Raw genomic sequence first — 17,798 nt, 5'->3', positions numbered from 1 at the left:
TCAATTATCGAAGACGCCGCGAGCGGTGTGTCCATGAGTGCGCACACGGGCACGGTTCGCGTCGTGCTGGCGGATGACCATCCCATCGTTCTCATGGCCGTCTCCGACCAGTTCTCGAAGCTTCCCGGCTTCGTCATCACGGCTACGGTGAACTCGGGCGCGGAGTTGATCCGCGTGCTCGATAAAGAGCCGGCCGATCTCGTCATCACCGATCTCGTCATGCAGGGCGACGAGGAAGTCGAACTCGACGGCTTGCGGCTCGTGAGCATGCTGCGCCGCTCGCATCCCGATGTCCCGCTCGTCGTCCTCACGATGATGGCAAGCGGCGGCATGTTCCATGAGTTGTGCAAGCTCGGCGTCGCGGCTATCGTCAGCAAGGAAGAGCCGCCGAGCGAGCTTGCGCGGATCAGCCTGCGCGCGCTCGCCACGAAAGAGACGATCTTCTCACCGAAGATCCAGCTCCGTCTCGCGCGCGAAGGCTCGACGACGAAGGACCTCGCGCGCGAGCAGCCGCTTTCGCCGCGCGAGCTGGAAGTCGTGCGGCTGTTCGCGCAGGGGCTTTCCGTGACTGAAATCGCACGGACGCTGAACCGTTCGGTGCCGACGGTCGCCACCCAGAAGCGTTCCGCCATGCGCAAGCTGCATGTGGAGAATCACGTAGACCTCGTCAGGTATGCCGCGAGGATGGGACTGGCCTGATGGAGCGCTTTTTCGCCGCATCGCAGAATTCTCCTCTGCATATGCTGCGGATGCTCGAAAGCAACCTCAGACGGGAGCGGCGCATCTTCGCAGTCGCGGTGGGCCTGCTGATTTTCACCGCAGTCTGCGGAGCGGGCGTCACCGGGTTCTTCATGTTGACGTCGTCGCTGAAGAACGAAGAGGAAATCGCGCAGGCGGCAATGCGCGGCGCGAACGTCAACATATTCAGCCGGTACAACATGCTTACGCTGGGCGCCCTGATGCTGGATGTCGGCGCGACCGAGCCGACGAGCGGCGTGCTCCAGGCGCCCGACAACCCTCGATGCAAGGCCTATCCGTCCGGCCGGGAAGACCAGGCGCTCGCCGCCGCGTGCCAGGCAGCGCATCAGATGATCCCCGAGGAAAGCACGAAGCCGATATTGCAGTTCTCGGACTTCGACGGCACCGCCTCGTCTGGCTTTGGATTTTTCGCCGATACCGACGACAAGGTCGCGCCGCCCGAGAGACTCGCCGCGCTCGCAACCTTCGCAAAGATCTACATGAACACGCGCGGCATCGCGCCGTTCGACGCCGCCCGCATGCGGCGCGTCATGTGGTTCGTCGCCCCGGCGTCGCTCGGCTTCCCAAAGCCGACTGTCATCATGTTCATGGTGGTGGCGCGCGACGAGACGCCTTATGCGCTCGTCTTCACACGGGTCACGCTCGACCACGTGCTGCGCGAGTCGACGTCGGATCTGCTGGAATCACAGATCGCCATCTTCGATAACGAGAATCGCGTGCTCGCCGGCGACGATACGGAGTACCTGCGCTACGTCAACGGGCGGCTCGCGAAAGCGCAAGCCGGCGTGTATCAGTGGCTCGGCAGAGGTTGGGGCGCGAGACTCGACATGCTTGCGCTGGGCATCGGACATATCGTCGTCGCGCTTCCGCTCGCGACCGAGCTGGCCGCGAAGCGCGTGCAACTGACGATCCTGCTCATCGTCACGGGGGCGCTCACCGCCATGTTGCTCGCGATGTACCGCTACTGGAATTTTCGTTTCCTTACCCGCTCGTACGAGCAGGCCTGCCGCGCGGTCGAAGGCGAAATACTGAACCATCTGCTGGCCCATGCGACGCCCGTGGGCTTGTGCATCGCATTGAAAGACGATTTCAGCCTCATCGCGGCCAATCAGGTGGCGCGTTCGCTGTTCGACCTGACCGATGCCTCCCCGATGCGGCTGCCCGCCGGCCTCAGCGAGGCTTTCGTGGCGGCAGGCATCGCGCCGGCGCAAGAGGGGCGCGAGGCGATGATCCAGCAAATCCAGTACACGCTGCATAAATCGGGCGGCGACGCGCTGCATCTCAAGGTGTCGTACGCGTCGGCCGTCGTCAACAAGACCAGCGTGCTGTTCTGGTTTCCTTCGCGCTGCGCAACAGGCGCTCGACTTCGTGTTGCTCGGAGACCAGCGACGCCGCCGCGAAAGCCAAGCTCAGCTTCTTCGCCGCGATGAGCCACGAGATCCGCACGCCGCTGTCGTCGCTCGTCGGGAATCTGGAACTGGTCGCGCTGGGGCCGCTCGCCGCGGAGCAGGAAGCGCGCGTGCAGGCGATGCAGGCGTCGGCGAGCGCGCTGCTGCATGTCGTGAACGATGTCCTCGACTTCTCGAAGATGGATATCGGCGAAATGCGGCTCTCGGAGGAATGGGGCTCGATACGCGAGCTCGTCGTGCGCGTGATGGTCGCGCATGCGCCGCTCGCGAACCGGCAGGGCTTGCGGCTGTTCGTCGTGATCGACCGCGCGTGTCCCGGAAAGCTCTTCTTCGATCCGATTCGCGTCTCGCAGATTCTGAACAACCTGCTCGGCAACGCGCTCAAGTTCACGTATTCCGGAAAAGTCGTCGTGCGCGCCCGATGGGTGAGCGGCGCGCTGGAACTGAGCGTCGCGGACTCGGGCATCGGCATCCCGGAATCGCAGCGCGAGAAGCTCTTTCAGCCGTTCATGCAGGGCGACGCGCATCGCCTCACGCAGGCGCGCGGAACGGGGCTCGGTCTCTCGATCTGCGTGCGGCTTTGCGAGTTGATGAAAGGGAAGATTTCGCTCGACAGCACCGAAGGCGTCGGCACGCGCATCCAGGTGTCGCTGCCGCTTCTCGCCGACGAATCGCCGGGAAGCGGCGACGCCGCACTGCTCGAAGGCAAGGCGGCCATTCTCTGCCGCGCGAGCGAATATCGCGAATGGTTCGAGAATCTCTACGATCCGGATCGCGCGTCCGTCACGTACATGACGCATCCTGACGCGGCGCTCGCCAAGGGCTGCGAGTATCTGATTGTCACCGACGAGTTCAGCGAGCAGGAGATTCAGGCGGTGTGGAAAGACGAGGCGCGCGTCATCCGCATGACGCAGAACGGCCCGCTCGTGCCCGTGCATTGGGCCGACGGCGTGCTCGAAGTCAGCATCTTCAGCCTCAAGGGTTTCAGGGATGCGGTCGCGGCCATCGAGGGGCGGCAGCGCGCGTCCGCACGCCCGGCTACCGGCGCGGCGCTGCCTTCGCCGAATGCGCGCAAGACCGGGCCGGTCGTCGTGATCGCGGAAGACAACCGTCTGAATCGCGGCCTCCTGCGCGATCAGCTTCTCACGCTCGGGGCATCCGTGCTCGAGGCGCACGACGGCGAAGAGGCGCTCGAACTGCTGCGCAAGCATCGCGTGGATATCGTGCTGACCGACATGGACATGCCGAAGATGTCCGGCGCGGAACTGCTCGCCGCGGCCCGTGCGCTCGATCCGGCCATGCGTATCTACGCGATCAGCGCGAGCGCGAGCGCGCAGGATGTCGAACGAGGGCGCGCGCGCGGCTTCACCGACTATCTGACGAAGCCCGTTCCGCTCGCCGTGCTGGCGGGCGTGTTGCAAACGGTCGGCCCGGTCGAATCGAATGCAGCGGCGGATACGGACGCGCCTGGCGGAAGCGATCGCCAGGAAGACGATGATCTTCCTTCGCGCTTCCCGCAGATCCCGGCGGCGTATGTGTCCGACTTCCTCGCGCAGATCGAGGAAGACATCGTCGCGCTCGACGACATCTGCAAGCGCGAGGACGCGCGCAAGCTGCGCGCCTGGGCGCACAAGCTCGCGGGCGGCCTGACGGTGCTCGGTCCGTCGATGATGGTCGACGAGTGCCAGGAACTGCGCGCGTTGCTGCGGGAATCGGAAAGCTGGGCGGAAGACGTCGATACCTACACTGCGCAGCTTCGCCTCGATCTGATCGAGCTTCGCGCCACTCTGCATGCCGCGCTGCATGTGCATCAGAAGTAGCGGGAGACTGGGCAGATACCGTATGCGCGTTCCTCCTCCCGTTTCATGGACCGACCGCCCGGATCGGTGCGCGCGCGTCGCTCGCCTGCGAACGTGGCCGCTGCATGGGCGCCGCCTTCACTGCGCGGCACCGCATTGAACCCGTTCGATCTCGCGAGCGGCGCGTCGGCGACACGGTTCGCCGGCGTAAAGACCGGTGGCGATGCCGCGCGTCATGTGCACGCCCGCGCCGCGCGCGGATTCACGCCTCACGCCGCGTAACGCGCAGCCGGCGTGTCCGTGGAAAGCTCGGGCGCCATCGCCTGCCGCGCGGCTTCATACGCGTCCCACTTCGCGCCGTCGTGCAGCGACGGAATCGTCACGAGCTCGCCGCGATCGAAGCCGACGAGCGCCGCATCGACCAGATCGCCCGCCGACATGACGATCGCCTTGTCGAGGTTTTCGAGCGGCAGGCCGCCCGTTTCCCAGAAGTCGGTGGCCGTGGCGCCCGGCAGCACGGCCTGAATGCGCACGCCCTTGTCCGCCAGTTCCCGATGCAACGACTGGCTGAACGCGAGCACGAAGGCCTTGGTGCCGCCGTACACGCCGTTGAGAATTTCCGGCGCGATGCCGACGATCGACGCGATATTGATGACCGCGCCGTTGCCGCGCCCGACGAAGCCGGGCACCGCCGCGTAAGTGAGGCGCGTGAGCGCGGTCACGTTCAGGTCGATCATGCGCGTCATCGCGTCGACGTCGCTGTCGAGCAAGGGCGTATGCGTGCCGACGCCGGCGTTGTTCACGAGCAGCGTAATGCTCGCGTCTTCCTTCAGTTTCGCTTCGACGGCGGCGAGCGCATTGCGGTCGTTCAGGTCGGCATCGAGAATCTCGACGCTGCGGCGCGTGTCGTTCGTGATCCGCGCGGCGAGCGTCGCGAGGCGGTCGCGGTTGCGGGCGACGAGAACGAGGTCGTAGCCGCGCCGCGCGAGACGTTCCGCATAGACTGCGCCGATGCCGGAAGACGCGCCCGTGACGAGCGCCGTGCCGAGATGTTGCGTCATGATTTCACTCCGTCAGGAAAAGGTGGGGTTGCGTGAGTGAATTGTGGGCCGGTTTGACGGTGGCGCAAATGACGTATAAGGTACGGATTCAGGACATCGAGGCGGATAAACGGACATGCATCGCGTCGGCTATTTGTTGAGCGAAGGCTTTCAGGTGATGGCGCTCGCGTCGCAATCGGTGTTCGAGTACGCGAACATCACCGCGGGCGAAGCGTTCTACAGCATCGAAAATCATTCGACGGCGGGCGGCGAAGTGCGCTCGTCGCTCGGCATGAAGGTGAACACGCGGCCGATCACCCCGCGTACCGCAGTGGACACGTGGATCGCGGCGGGCGTCAACGAGCCGCTCATGACGCCGGCACCCGCCGACGTCGTGACGTTTCTGCGCCGCGCCGGCAAGCGCGCGCGGCGCATCGCGGGCATCTGCACGGGCGGTTTCGTGCTGGCCGAAGCGGGCTTGCTCGCAAACCGCCGCGCGACTACGCACTGGGCCTACGCGCGGGAGATGCAGCAGCGTTTCCCAGATGTGCGCGTGGAGGAAGACCGCATCTTCATCGTCGATGGGCCGATCTGGACGTCGGCGGGCATGACGGCCGGCCTCGATCTCGCGCTCGCGATGGTGGAAAAGGATCTCGGCGCGGAGATCGCGCGCTCTGTCGCGCACAAGCTCGTAATGCATCAGCGGCGCGCGGGCGGCCAGTCGCAGCATTCGGAAATGCTGGATCTCGCGCCGAAGTCGGACCGCATCCAGAACGCGCTGAACTATGCGCGCAAGAACCTGAACCGGCCGTTGACGGTCGAGGAGCTCGCGGGCGAGGCGCATCTGAGCCCGCGCCAGTTCAGCCGCGTGTTCACGCTGGAGACGGGGCAATCGCCGGCGAAGGCCATCGAGGGTTTGCGGCTGGAAGCGGCGCGCCTGATGATCGAAAAGAGCCGTCATTCGCTCGAAACGATTGCGCAGGAAACGGGTTTCCGGGACCGGCGGCATATGCGCGAGGCGTTCATGCGCGGCTTCGGCGTGCCGCCGCAGGAAGTGCGGCGCGAGGCGCGGGCGTCGGTCTGATACTCGGCTTTTCACGTACTCAACGTCAACGTCAACGTCAAGGACAAGCTGTGTCGAACATAAACCCCGACCGCCTGCTGAGCGACCTCAAGCATCTGCGCACGTTCGGCGCGACCGGCCCGGGCGTCGTGCGCCTGTCGCTGTCGCCGGTCGACATGGCCGCGCGCCGCTGGCTCGCCGGCCGCATGAACGACGCGGGCCTGAGCGCGTCCATCGACGGCGTCGGCACCGTGTTCGGCCGCTCGCGCAACGCGGGGCCGGCGCTCCTGATCGGCTCGCACACCGACACGCAGCCGACGGGCGGCTGGCTCGACGGCGCGCTCGGCGTCGTCTACGGCCTGGAGATCGCACGCGCGCTCGCCGAATGCGGGCAGACGCGTCATTTCGCGGTCGACGTCGCATCGTGGATCGACGAAGAAGGCACGTTCTCGGGCTTTCTCGGCAGCCGCAGCTTCGTCGGCGAAAATGTCGATGACGCCGTGCGCGGCGCGCGCAATCGCGAAGGCGTGCTGCTCGGCGATGCGCTGAAGCAGGCCGGACTCGCCGAAGCCGCGCGCGTGCGCATCGACAAGACACGGCACAAAGCGTATCTGGAGCCGCACATCGAGCAGGGCGGACGGCTGGAAGCACACGGGAAGTCGATCGGCGTGGTGACGACCATCGTGGGCATTCGCGAATTGAAGCTGCATTTCACGGGTCAGCGCAATCACGCCGGCACCACGCCGATGTCGATTCGCCGCGACGCGGGCGCGGCGCTCGTCGCGTTCATCGCGCGCATGGACGAAGCGTTCCGCCAGCTCGCCGATGCCGATACCGTGTGGACGGTCGGGCGCATCGAGCTCGATCCGGGCTCGTTCAGCGTGGTGCCGGGCGCGGCGGACCTTTACCTGCAATTCCGCGACGCCAGCGCCGCACGTCTGCGCGCGATGGAAGCCGCGCTCGCCTCACTGATTTGCGACTTCAACGCCGAAGGCCGTGCGAGCGTCGCCATGACGGACAGCGAGCCGCCCGAAGAGCCCGTGACGATGGATGCCGCGTTGCAGGCGCATCTCGCGAACGCGGCCGAAGCGCTCGCGCCGGGTCAGTGGGAGCGCATGCCGAGCGGCGCGTCGCACGATGCGCAGGTCATCGCGCATCACGTGCCGGCGTGCATGCTGTTCGTGCCGAGCATCGGCGGCGTCAGTCACGACTTCATCGAAGATACGGCCGAGGCGCATATCGTGCTGGGTTGCGAAGTGGCGGCGCGGGCGGCGGCGGACATGCTGCGCGACCTCGTCAGCCGATCTCCGCGATGAACCGCTCCGCCTCGCGCCATACGCCGAATCCCGACGCCGGATTCATGTGGCCGACCTCGCCGAGATCGACGAGCCGCGCGCCCCAGTCATCTGCCATGCCGGCCACGCGCTCGAAGCGCGCAAGCGGATCGTTCCGGCTTGCCGCGACGACACACGCAAACGGCAGGCGCTCGCGCGGAGTGGGAAGCCATCCGTTCAGGCGAAGCTCATCGGGCGTCGGGTAGCCTGCGGGCAGTGGCGCATCGAAATCGGGCGGCGTGACGAGGAGCGCACCGTGAATCTCGCGCCGGTGCTGCCGCGCCCAGTGCACGGTGATCATCACGCCGGCGCTGTGCGCGACGAGCACGACCGGCCCGGTGATGTGCGACAGCTCGGCCTCCAGCGCGGCGACGCGCGCGCTGCGATCGAGCTTGTCGCGTTGCAGCGGCGGCACGGTGCGCACGTTCGGATGGGCCTTGGCGAAATGCGTCTGCCAGTGGTCTTCGACGTGATCGCGCAGGCCGGGAACCATGAGGATCGTCGGCGCGTCCGGTGATGCGTTCATGCGGTGATTTCCTTGTCGGTCAGTGAATGTCAGCCGGAAGTGTCAGAAAGGCACGTCGCCGATGATCCCCGCACGTTCCATCTTGCGATGACATGGCGGATAGTCCATCACCGCGTAGTGCTGCGTGCTGCGGTTGTCCCAGATCGCGATGCTGTTCTTCGACCAGCGCCAGCGCACCTGATATTCCGGTATGCAGGCCTGGCTCAGCAGATAGGCGAGCAACTGCCCCGCGCCGGGATTCGCGTCCTGCCCGAAGCGCACGCGCGCGGGCGTGTGATAGTTGGTGAAATGCGTCGTGAACGCGTTCACGAACAGCACCTTCTCGCCGGTTTCCGGATGCGTGCGCACGACGGGATGCTCGGCATCGGGAAACTGCGCCTTGAGCGCGAGACGCTTTCCGATCGGCATGGCCGCGCCGAAGCTCGCCTCGATGCTGTGCCGCGCGCGCAGATCCGCGATCTGCTCCTTCACATGCGCGGGCAGATTCTCATATGCGAGCACCATGTTCGCCCAGATCGTGTCGCCGCCGACCGGCGGGCATTCCACGCAGCGCAGCACGCAGCCGAAAGGCGGCGCGACGCGCCATGTCGCGTCCGTGTGCCACGCGTTCTCGTAGCGGTCGTTCGGCTGATCGGGCGACTTGTAGATGCGCACGAGTCCCGGATGCTCGGGATCGCTGCCCGCGACCGGATGATCCTCCAGCTCGCCGAAGCGCCGCGCGAACGCGACATGCTCGGCGCGCGTGATCTCCTGATCGCGCAGAAAGAGCACGCGATGCGCGAGCAGCGCGCGGCGGATTCCGGCGAAGAGCGCGTCGTCGTGAATGGCATCGGCGAGATTGACGCCGGTCAGTTCCGCGCCGATTGCGCAAGTGAGCTGCTCGATATGCATGTTGTCTCCTCAGACGACGAACACGGACGAACCCGTGGTCTTGCGCGCTTCGACATCGCGGTGCGCGTCCTGCGCATCGGCGAGCGCGTTCTTCTCGGCCGGATCGGCGATGTAATCGGCGAGCGCCGGACGCGTCAGATATAGCGGGCCTTTTTTCACGAGCAGCTGCGGATCGAAGGGCGCAACCGGCCCCGATGCCGTGCCGACCCACATCATCAGACCTTGCCGCGCGAGCGAATCGAGCGAATCGAGCGATGCGTCGAAGGCCGTCTTGCCGACGCTGTCGAAAACGGCGTTCACGCCTTTGCCGTCGGTCAGTTCGCGCACGCGCGCGGCGACGTCTTCGCGTCGATGAATCCAGTGTAGGTCACGCGATCGCCTTCCTTCAGATGCGCGACGTTCGCGCGGCCTCCACGCCCATGCCCGAGGGCAGCGGCAGCGGATGGAGGCTCGAGCGGAAGCAGGTGTCCGCGAAGTTGAGTCCGACGGCTTCATGACGCGGACGCACCTCGAACGGTGCGGGCTGGCCGACGCCGACCGCTTCCCAGCGCAGGACTTCAGGGCCGCCGGTTTCGTGAAAGCGGATCGCACGGGCCATTCTGTTCGTCTGCGGTGTCGTTCGTTACGTTCAGCGCGGGGCGCCGGCAAGCGCGCTCCAGTCTTCGTCGCGCAAATAACGGCGCGCGGCCGGCAGCACGACGCCTTCGATGCGTCCCATGCGTTCCCACGCGAAGCGCGCGCACGCATGCAATGTGTCGTCGCCGGCGGTCCCGTCGTGCGTGACCGATTCCGCGATGCGCGCGAGCAGGGCCGCTTCGCGCCCGGCGAGGCGCGCGAGTTCGTCGAGTTCGGCATCGAGCGACGATGTCCGCTCGCGCAACGCCATCGTCAGCGCGTGTTCTTCGCCATGTGCTTCGCGAAGACGCTCGATCGTGCGGGCATCGGGGCGCGCCATGCGCAGCGCATCGTCGTAGGCATCCGAACGCGCACGATGCACGGCGAGCAATGCGCCGACCGCCTTTTCGACCATCGGGCGGGCGTCGCGCGGGCACACGAGCACGGCGACGCCCGGCACGGGCGGCACGGACCCGCCGTGCGCGATGCACACGAGGTCGTACTCGCGCGCCGCCTGCCCGCCGATGCCTTCGAACGCCGCCCTGCCATGCGATGTCAGCACCGACGCGGGCACGCCCTGTGCGCGCGCCGCGGCTTCGGCGCGGGCCAATAGCGACGCGGCCTGCCTATGCTGCGCTGCATCGTCGCTCGCGCCCGCCTGCGGGCACAAGAACGTTATGCGCGCGCCGAGCGATCGCGCGAGCTCGGCCGCATGGCCGATCGCCTCGACGCACGCGTCGCTGCGTTCGATGGGCACGAGCAGATGTCGGTACATGGTGGTCCTTCGGCTTGCAGTTTCACGGATGAGGGCATCGTAGTGCGCGCATCGCGTGCGCGCCCCTCTCGCGGCGGGAGGGGGCTTGACGCGTGTGCGCCATCCGAACCATGCTAGGCGCATTACAAAAATCGACCGATGACCACCGACTCCCCCTCCACGGAACTCGTATTGAAGACGATGGCGCCGCGCGCGCCGTCGGGCCTGCTCGCGCGTGCGCGCCTGAACGCGGAAAGCGCCCGCAGCCAGATCGTGCTGGTGCAGGCGGGCGCGGGATACGGCAAGACCTCGTTGCTCGCGCAGTGGCGGCGCGAGTTTCTGGCGCGCGGCGCGGCCGTCGCGTGGCTGCTCGCCGACGAGCGCGACGACGCCGAGCGTTTTCTGCGCGCGCTCGTCCACGCCATCCGCACGGGCTGCGCGCGTCCGGGCTTCGGGCGGTTCATCGCCGAAAGTCCGGGCGCGCCCGGCGCGTTCGAACTCGCCACCGCGTGGCTCGCCGAACTCGCGCAGTTATCGCTCGATGTCGTGCTGATCGTCGATGAAGCCGACCGGCTGCCCGCCTCGGGCGCACACATGCTCGACTACGTGATGCACAACGCGCCGCAGAATCTGCGCATCGTGGCGGCGGGGCGTCAGGGGCTCGACAAGCCGGCGGCGGAATTGCTCGCGTACGGGCAGGCGGAGCTCATCGGCCCGGAGGCGCTGCGTTTTCGCGTTGATGACACCATCGCGCTCGTCACGCAGCGCTTCGGCGGGCGCGTGGACGCCGATGCTTCCGCGCGCCTTTTCGAAATCACCGATGGCTGGCCGCTCGGCCTGCAACTCGCGCTCACCGCGATGGCGCGCGCCCAGGACCCGCGCGCGGCGCTCGACAATCTCGCGGCGGGGCCGCGCGGCCTGCGCGAGCCGCTCGTCGCGGCGCTGCTCAGCGAGCTTTCATCCGACGACGAGCGCTTTCTCGTCGACATCAGCGTGGTGGACGTGCTGCATCCCGATTTGTGCGCCGGCCTGACCGGCGCCGCGGACGCGCCGCAGCGTCTCGCGCGCCTCGTGCGCGACACGCCCGTCTTCGTCTCGGCGGAAGCAAGCGACTGGTGCCGCATGCATCCGCTCGCGCGCGACGTGCTGCAGGCGCGGCTCACCGCACTTCCGGACGATGAACGCGCGGCGCTGCATCGGCGTGCGGCGCGCTGGCTCGGCGCGCGCGGCATGCTCGAACAGGCGGCGCGTCACGCGCACGCGGCGGGCGAGCGCGAGCACGCATACGAACTCGCGGAACGGTCGCTGCACGATGCCGTGAAGCAAGGCCAGCTCGGCACCGTGCTCGACTGGCTGGAGCGCCTGCCGGAAGACGAACTGGAAAAACGCCCGCGCCTGTGCCTTGCCGTCGCTTGGGCGCTCGCGCTGGGCGAACGTCATCAGGAGGCGCAGCGTCAGGTCGAGCGCGTGCTGGCGTCGCAGGGCGCCGACGACGCCCTGCGCTACGAATGCGCGCTGATCCTGAGCGCGGCCGCATGGTACGCCGACGATCCCGACCGCTTCCTGGCGCTCTTCGAGCCGTGGGCGCAGACGCCGCCTCCGAAGGATTCATGGCTCGCGCAGGCGCACGCGAACCGCCTCGCCGCCCGCGCGATGCTGCTCGGCGAGCCCGCGCAGGCGCGCAGGCTCCAGCAGGCGGTGACGCGCGCGCAGACCGGCAAGGGGCTCGGCTATGTCGTGCGCTGGGGCGATCACATGGTCGGCCTGACGTGGCTGCAGGAAGGACAGGTGAAGCTCGCCGAAAGCGTGCTGCTGCCCGCGCTCGCGAGCGCCGAAGACGATCTCGGGCGGCGTCATCCGCTGACGTGCATGTTCGCGGCGACGTGCGCTTCGATCGCCTACGAGGACGATCGCATCGACGAGGCCGGCGCGCTGCTCGCCAATCGCCTCGACGTGCTCGAGCACGCTGCGATGCCCGAAACGGTCATGCTCGCCTACCGCACGGCGGCGCGCATCGCGGCCGTGCGCGGCGACGAGCATCGCGCGCTCGATCTGCTCGAAATGCTTTACGCGATGGGCGTCGCGCGCAACCTGCCGCGTCTTTGCGCGACGAGCCTTGCCGAGCAGGTGCGGGCGCACGCGGGCCGTTACCGCGCACAGACCTGCGACGCGCTCGTCGAGCGCATCGATGCGATCGTCGATGAACACGGCGCGACGCGCGGGCCGATCTGGTGCCGCTCGATGCACATGCTCCAGTCGACCGCGCACGGCGGCGCGGCGCTCGCGCGGGAGGACTGGCAGGCCGCCATCGAACCGCTCGCGCACGCGGAACAGCTCGCCGCGACGATGAAGCTCGGCCGCCAGCGCATCGAACTGATGGCCTTGCGCGCGTTCGCGCAGGAACGGGCGAACGGCGAAGGGCACGCGCCGTTTCTCGAAGCGTTGAACCTCGCGCGCACGTATCACCTCGGGCGCGTGCTGATCGACGCGCATCCGGCGCTCGCGGACTGGGCGCGGCGCCTGAGCGAAGCCGGCGACGTGAATCCGGGCGAGCGGCCCGTCGTGCCGCCGCATGTCGTGCGCGTGCCGCCGCGTTCCGGCGAGGGCGGCCCGCGCGCGTTGCCGAGCGTGATCCTCACGCCGAAGGAGCGCGAGATTCTCGAACTCCTCGCGCGCAACCTGAGCAACAAGGAAATTGCGCTCGCGGCGGCGGTCGGCGAAGGCACCGTCAAGTGGCATCTGAAGAATCTCTTCGGCAAGCTCGACGCGAGTTCGCGCAAGCACGCGGTGCGCCGCGCCATGGCGCTCGGCTTGCTCGAAGGCGTGCAATAGCGCTCCACGGCCCGGTGTACCGATTGCGCGAATCGAAACAATGAAGCTGTCGGCACGCGTGGATGCAACGCGCGTGCCGCTTGTAATCCCCGCCGCCTAACATATCCTTGCTCAGTGTGATGAACCGAACGGGGGACGGCCATGAGCGATGTTTCCGCAACCGATGCAGTCGCGAACGCGAAAGCCGCCGCGAGCGACGTGCCCGGCTATGCGTTCCAGCACGACGTCATGAGGAATCTCATCTGCCGTCAGGCGCGTTATCCCGACATCGCGACACAGCAGGACTGGTACATGGCGCTCGCGTACAGCGTGCGGGATCGCATGCTCGCGCGCTGGGCCGCGTCGACGAAGGTCTATGCGGCGAAGGACGTCAAGGTCGCCTGCTATCTGTCGGCCGAATTCCTGATCGGCCCGCAGCTCGGCAATAACCTGCTCAATCTCGACATGGAAGCCGAAGCGCGCGAAGCGATGCACGCGCTCGGTCACGATCTGGACGAGCTGCTTGCCATCGAAGAAGAGCCGGGGCTCGGCAACGGCGGCCTCGGGCGCCTCGCCGCGTGCTATCTGGATTCGCTCGCGACGCTGGAAATCCCGGCTATGGGTTACGGCATACGGTACGAGTTCGGCATCTTCGATCAGGAGATCCGCGACGGCTGGCAGGTGGAAACCACCGACAAGTGGCTGCAAAAGGGCAACCCGTGGGAAATCGTCCGCCCCGATATCAGCCAATACGTGTCTTTCGGCGGACACACGCAAAGCGAAACGGATGCGGATGGCAGGCTGCGCGTGCGCTGGATTGCGCGGCGCCAGGTGAAAGGCGTCGCATGCGACATGCCGATGCAGGGTTATCGCGTCGATACGTGCAACATCCTGCGCCTTTGGAAAAGCGAGGCGGTCGAGTCTTTCGATTTTCAGGACTTCAACGCGGGCGAATACTACGAGGCCGTCGAGGAAAAGGTCGTCTCGGAGACGCTCTCGAAAGTGCTCTATCCGAACGATGAACCCGAGGCCGGCAAGCGACTGCGTCTCGCGCAGCAGTATTTCTTCGTTTCCTGCTCGCTTCAGGACATGCTGCGCATGATGGACGCGAAGGGCACGTCGATCGACCAGTTCGCGGACCTTTTCGCGGCGCAGCTCAACGATACGCATCCTTCGGTCGCAGTGGCGGAGCTGATGCGCCTGCTCATCGACGAGCGTCTGCTTTCATGGGATGCGGCGTGGGACATCACGCGGCGCACCTTCGCCTATACGAATCACACGCTCTTGCCCGAGGCGCTCGAAACATGGGGCCTGCCGCTCTTTCAGAGCCTGTTGCCGCGCCCGCTCGAAATCATCTACGAAATCAATCGCCGCTTCCTCGATGACGTGCGCCGCCAGTATCCCGGCGACGAAGAGCGCGTGAAGCGCATGTCGCTCATCGACGAAACCGGCGACAGGAAAGTGCGCATGGCGAATCTCGCGACCGTCGGCAGTCATGCGGTCAACGGCGTGGCGGCGCTGCATTCGGACCTGTTGAAGCAGACCGTGCTGCGCGATTTCGCCGAGATGTTCCCGGAGCACTTCCTTAACGTGACGAACGGCGTCACGCCGCGCCGCTTTCTGATGCTGAGCAATCCGGGGCTCGCGCGCCTTCTCGATAAGACGATCGGCGACGGCTGGCGCACCGATCTCGCACGACTCGACGCGCTGGCGGCCCACGCCGACGACACCGCCTTCCAGGACGCATGGCGCGCGATCCGGCGCGACAACAAGACTGCGCTCGCGGCGCGCATCAGGAATACGACCGGCATCGACGTCGATCCGGGCGCGCTCTTCGACATCCAGGTGAAGCGCATCCACGAATACAAGCGTCAGCATCTGAACGCGCTCTACATCATCAGTCTCTATCGGCGCCTGTGCCGCAATCCCGATCTCGATACGGCGCCGCGCTGCTTCATCTTCGGCGGAAAGGCCGCGCCGGGTTATGCGATGGCGAAGCTCATCATCCGCCTGATCAACGGCATTGCGGAAGTCGTGAACAACGATGCAAGCCTCAAAGGCCGGATGAAAGTGGTGTTTTATCCCGACTTCAACGTGAAGAACGGGCACTGGATCTATCCCGCCGCGGACCTGTCCGAGCAAATTTCGACGGCGGGCAAGGAGGCGTCCGGCACGGGCAACATGAAATTCATGATCAACGGCGCATTGACGATCGGCACGCTGGATGGCGCGAACGTGGAGATTCGCGAGGAAGCGGGCGCGGAGAATTTTTTCCTCTTCGGCCTCAGCGCGCAGCAAGTGGACGAGCTGAAGCGCGCGGGGTATCGGCCTGCGGACTACGCGCAGGGCAACGATGACTTGCGCGATGCGCTCGATGAGATCGCGCAAGGCCGCTTCTCGCGCGGGGACAAGGAGATGTTCCGCCCGCTCGTCGATAGCCTGCTGCAACACGATCCCTTCCTCGTGCTCGCCGATTTCGCCGATTACGTCGCGTGTCAGGACCGCGTGAGCGAAGCATGGCGCGATGCGCGGCAATGGACGCGCATGTCGATCATGAATTCGGCACGCTCGGGCAAGTTCTCGTCGGACCGCGCGATCCGCGAATATTGCGAGCGCATCTGGACGACGCATCCGGTGAGGATCGATCTTGCTCAGTCCTGAAGCGCACGCGCAAAGGATCTATCGCACGCAGCCCGGCTCGCGCTTTCCCATCGGCGCGACGGTCATGCCGGGCGGCGTCAACTTCTGCGCGTTCTGCCGGCGCGCTACGCGCGTCGAGCTGCTGCTGTACGCATCGGAAGAAAGTGCCGAGCCGTTTCAGGTCATCGCGCTGTCGGGCGACGCGAACCGCACGTATCTCTTCTGGCATGTGTTCGTCGAGGATCTTCCGTTGCGCAGTTGTTATACGTGGCGCGCATACGGTCCCCTCGGCGTGCCGCAGATGAGCGACGAGGCCGCGAGCCGCAAGGAACTGATCGATCCGCAGGCGCGCGGCGTGAGCGACCGCTTCTATGATCGTCAGCATGCCGCCGACGCGCATGCGGCGGGGCACGCGTCCCTTCGGGGCATCGTCACGGAGCCGCTCGGCCGCCCTGACGACGACGTCGAGGTTCGCACGCTCGACGAGGCGATCATCTACGAGCTGCACGTCGGCGGGTTTACCCGGCATCCGTCGAGCGGCGTGCGTCATCCCGGCACGTTCGCGGGTCTCATCGAGAAAATTCCTTATTTGAAGGCGCTCGGCGTCACGCACGTCGAACTGCTGCCGGTGATGGCCTTCGACGAACAGGACATTCCCGCTTCCGCCGCGGCGCGTGGCCTGCGCAACTACTGGGGCTACAGCACGCACAGCTTTTACAGCCCGCATCCGCGCTATTGCGTGGAGCCCGCGTGCGCGCCGCAGGAGTTCCGCGCGTTCGTCGACGCACTTCACGCGGCGGGCATCCGCGTGTTGCTCGACGTCGTGTTCAATCACACGTCGGAGGCGGGCAAGAACGGACCGGTGATTCATTTCAAGGTCTTCGCCAACGAGACCTTCTATCAGATAGATGCGAACGACGGGCGACATTACCGCGACTACACCGGATGCGGCAACACGCTCAACTGCAATCATCCGCTGGTATCGGCCTTCATCTTGCGCTGCCTCGAATACTGGGTTCGCGAACTGGACGTCGACGGTTTCCGCTTCGATCTCGCGAGCGTGTTCGTGCGCGGCGAGAACGGCGAGTTGTTGGGCACGCCGCCTTTACCGTGGGCGATGGAAGCTTCGCCGGTGCTGGCGCGCGTGCCCCTGATCGCCGAGGCTTGGGATGCGGGCGGCCTCTATCACGTCGGCTCGTTTCCCGGCATGGCGTGGACCGAATGGAACGGGCGCTACCGCGATGTGATCCGGCGTTTCGTGCGTGGCGATCCGGGCATCGTCGGCGAGGTGTGCACGTGCATCGCGGGCAGCGCGGACCTCTATCAGAGCGATGGCCGGCTGCCTGCGAACAGCATCAACTTCGTGACCTGTCACGACGGCTTCACGCTGAACGACCTCGTGAGCTACGAGGCCAAGCACAACGAGGCGAACGGCGAGGACAACCGCGACGGCAGCAACGACGATCTGTCGTGGAACTGCGGCGCGGAAGGCGCGACCGACGACCCGGCGATCATCGGCCTGCGGCTTCGACAGGCGCGCAACTTCATGGCGATCCTGCTTCTGAGCCAGGGCGTGCCGATGCTGCTCGCCGGCGACGAAATCCTGCGCAGCCAGCGCGGCAACAACAACGCCTTCTGTCAGGACAACGCGCTCTCGTGGATCGACTGGGAGCTCTCCGACAACGCCCGCGCCATGCTGCGCTTCGTGCGCGAGATGATCGCGCTGCGCAAGCGTCACGCGAGCCTGCGCCGCCGGCGCTTTCTGACAGGACAACCCGCGAACGGGCAAACGCAGCCCGATGTCGCATGGCACGGCGAACGGCTCGACGCGCCCGCGTGGCATGACCCGGGCGCGCGCCTCGTGGCGTTCACACTCGCTGGACAGGCGGCGGGCGAGCCGATGCTGCACATCGTCTTCAACATGCACGACGAGCCGCGTGATGTCGCGCTGCCCGTCCTCGACAACCGGAGCTGGCGGCGTATCGTGGATACGTCGGCCGAATCGCCCAGGGACATTGTTCCGGATGTCGAAACGGCGGCGATCGAACGCGGCGCGTGCCGGGCCGGCGCACGCAGCGTCGTCGTGCTCGAATCGGATTGATGCATCGGTTGCATGTTGATCGTGCGTCGATTACGCGGTGATGCTGGACTGCGCCG

The 17,798-nt window shown here is 66.4% G+C and carries 13 protein-coding genes and 1 pseudogene; 9 read left to right on the top strand and 5 right to left on the bottom strand.

Translation table 11 applies throughout. The annotated features are described in order from the left end of the window. Nucleotides 1–33: 33 nt before the first annotated feature. The 4 genes from NCR38_RS24185 to NCR38_RS24170 are packed head-to-tail and all read left to right on the top strand — an operon-like array spanning nt 34 to nt 4,249. Nucleotides 34–699, top strand: a complete 666-nt coding sequence (locus NCR38_RS24185; protein WP_061117246.1) for a response regulator transcription factor — start codon at nt 34–36, stop codon at nt 697–699. After that, nucleotides 699–2,189 (top strand): hypothetical protein, encoded by a 1,491-nt coding sequence (locus NCR38_RS24180; RefSeq protein ID WP_250477708.1) that lies wholly within the window; start codon nt 699–701, stop codon nt 2,187–2,189. The genes NCR38_RS24185 and NCR38_RS24180 overlap by 1 nt, the downstream gene beginning before the upstream one ends. Continuing rightward, on the top strand, nt 2,186–3,988 hold the full coding sequence (locus NCR38_RS24175) for an ATP-binding protein (protein ID WP_250477707.1): 1,803 nt from the start codon (nt 2,186–2,188) through the stop codon (nt 3,986–3,988). Before NCR38_RS24180 ends, NCR38_RS24175 begins: the two co-directional genes overlap by 4 nt. A 45-nt stretch (nt 3,989–4,033) precedes the next feature. After that, nucleotides 4,034–4,249 (top strand): hypothetical protein, encoded by a 216-nt coding sequence (locus NCR38_RS24170; RefSeq protein ID WP_143756299.1) that lies wholly within the window; start codon nt 4,034–4,036, stop codon nt 4,247–4,249. Here NCR38_RS24170 and NCR38_RS24165 read toward each other — a convergent pair. Beyond that, complete coding sequence (locus NCR38_RS24165) at nt 4,237–5,028, bottom strand: SDR family oxidoreductase (RefSeq protein ID WP_061117243.1); 792 nt, start codon at nt 5,026–5,028, stop codon at nt 4,237–4,239. The two genes, NCR38_RS24170 and NCR38_RS24165, sit on opposite strands and share 13 nt — an antisense overlap. A 115-nt stretch (nt 5,029–5,143) precedes the next feature. Here NCR38_RS24165 and NCR38_RS24160 point away from each other — a divergent pair, with 115 nt between their 5' ends. Both NCR38_RS24160 and NCR38_RS24155 read left to right on the top strand, forming a co-directional pair. Continuing rightward, a complete protein-coding gene (locus NCR38_RS24160; RefSeq protein ID WP_061117242.1) occupies nt 5,144–6,091 on the top strand; it encodes a GlxA family transcriptional regulator in 948 nt (315 codons plus the stop codon). Nucleotides 6,092–6,141: 50 nt separating this feature from the next. Further along, nucleotides 6,142–7,386, top strand: a complete 1,245-nt coding sequence (locus NCR38_RS24155) for a Zn-dependent hydrolase (RefSeq protein ID WP_061117241.1) — start codon at nt 6,142–6,144, stop codon at nt 7,384–7,386. On the opposite strand, the gene NCR38_RS24150 is transcribed toward NCR38_RS24155, so the two are convergent. From NCR38_RS24150 to NCR38_RS24135, 4 genes and pseudogenes are all read right to left on the bottom strand, one after another. Then, nucleotides 7,367–7,930, bottom strand: coding sequence for an alpha/beta hydrolase (locus NCR38_RS24150; RefSeq protein WP_061117240.1), 564 nt, complete (start codon nt 7,928–7,930; stop codon nt 7,367–7,369). The genes NCR38_RS24155 and NCR38_RS24150 overlap by 20 nt on opposite strands. Nucleotides 7,931–7,972: 42 nt before the next feature. Further along, complete coding sequence (locus NCR38_RS24145; RefSeq protein ID WP_061117239.1) at nt 7,973–8,821, bottom strand: TauD/TfdA family dioxygenase; 849 nt, start codon at nt 8,819–8,821, stop codon at nt 7,973–7,975. 9 nt (nt 8,822–8,830) lie between these two features. Next, nucleotides 8,831–9,419, bottom strand: a pseudogene (locus tag NCR38_RS24140) (zinc-binding dehydrogenase). 30 nt (nt 9,420–9,449) lie between these two features. Then, the gene (locus tag NCR38_RS24135) at nt 9,450–10,211 is read right to left on the bottom strand and encodes a universal stress protein (RefSeq protein WP_061117238.1); all 762 of its coding nucleotides are present in this window, start codon (nt 10,209–10,211) and stop codon (nt 9,450–9,452) included. A 138-nt stretch (nt 10,212–10,349) separates the two neighbouring features. On the opposite strand from NCR38_RS24135, the gene NCR38_RS24130 reads away from it, so the two are divergent. The 3 genes from NCR38_RS24130 (at nt 10,350) to NCR38_RS24120 (ending at nt 17,742) form a co-directional block, all read left to right on the top strand. Then, nucleotides 10,350–13,022: a LuxR C-terminal-related transcriptional regulator gene (locus NCR38_RS24130; protein ID WP_061117237.1), complete on the top strand. Its 2,673-nt coding sequence runs from the start codon at nt 10,350–10,352 to the stop codon at nt 13,020–13,022. 141 nt (nt 13,023–13,163) lie between these two features. Further along, nucleotides 13,164–15,662: a glycogen/starch/alpha-glucan phosphorylase gene (locus tag NCR38_RS24125; protein WP_061117236.1), complete on the top strand. Its 2,499-nt coding sequence runs from the start codon at nt 13,164–13,166 to the stop codon at nt 15,660–15,662. Next, nucleotides 15,649–17,742 (top strand): glycogen-debranching protein, encoded by a 2,094-nt coding sequence (locus NCR38_RS24120; RefSeq protein ID WP_284502377.1) that lies wholly within the window; start codon nt 15,649–15,651, stop codon nt 17,740–17,742. Before NCR38_RS24125 ends, NCR38_RS24120 begins: the two co-directional genes overlap by 14 nt. Nucleotides 17,743–17,798 lie beyond the last annotated feature (56 nt).

The sequence above is a fragment of the Caballeronia sp. INML1 genome (assembly GCF_023631085.1).
GTDB lineage: Bacteria > Pseudomonadota > Gammaproteobacteria > Burkholderiales > Burkholderiaceae > Caballeronia > Caballeronia turbans.
The sequence above is the reverse complement of the archived record's forward strand: the minus strand, read 5'-3'. Positions and strand labels throughout refer to the sequence as shown.

Bases quoted from the DNA above. Each gene is read 5' to 3' on its own strand.
- NCR38_RS24185 (WP_061117246.1), top strand. From the start codon at position 34: ATGAGTGCGCACACGGGCACGGTTCGCGTCGTGCTGGCGGATGACCAT.
- NCR38_RS24180 (WP_250477708.1), top strand. From the start codon at position 699: ATGGAGCGCTTTTTCGCCGCATCGCAGAATTCTCCTCTGCATATGCTG.
- NCR38_RS24175 (WP_250477707.1), top strand. From the start codon at position 2,186: ATGAGCCACGAGATCCGCACGCCGCTGTCGTCGCTCGTCGGGAATCTG.
- NCR38_RS24170 (WP_143756299.1), top strand. From the start codon at position 4,034: ATGGACCGACCGCCCGGATCGGTGCGCGCGCGTCGCTCGCCTGCGAAC.
- NCR38_RS24165 (WP_061117243.1), bottom strand. From the start codon at position 5,028: ATGACGCAACATCTCGGCACGGCGCTCGTCACGGGCGCGTCTTCCGGC.
- NCR38_RS24160 (WP_061117242.1), top strand. From the start codon at position 5,144: ATGCATCGCGTCGGCTATTTGTTGAGCGAAGGCTTTCAGGTGATGGCG.
- NCR38_RS24150 (WP_061117240.1), bottom strand. From the start codon at position 7,930: ATGAACGCATCACCGGACGCGCCGACGATCCTCATGGTTCCCGGCCTG.
- NCR38_RS24145 (WP_061117239.1), bottom strand. From the start codon at position 8,821: ATGCATATCGAGCAGCTCACTTGCGCAATCGGCGCGGAACTGACCGGC.
- NCR38_RS24135 (WP_061117238.1), bottom strand. From the start codon at position 10,211: ATGTACCGACATCTGCTCGTGCCCATCGAACGCAGCGACGCGTGCGTC.
- NCR38_RS24130 (WP_061117237.1), top strand. From the start codon at position 10,350: ATGACCACCGACTCCCCCTCCACGGAACTCGTATTGAAGACGATGGCG.
- NCR38_RS24125 (WP_061117236.1), top strand. From the start codon at position 13,164: ATGAGCGATGTTTCCGCAACCGATGCAGTCGCGAACGCGAAAGCCGCC.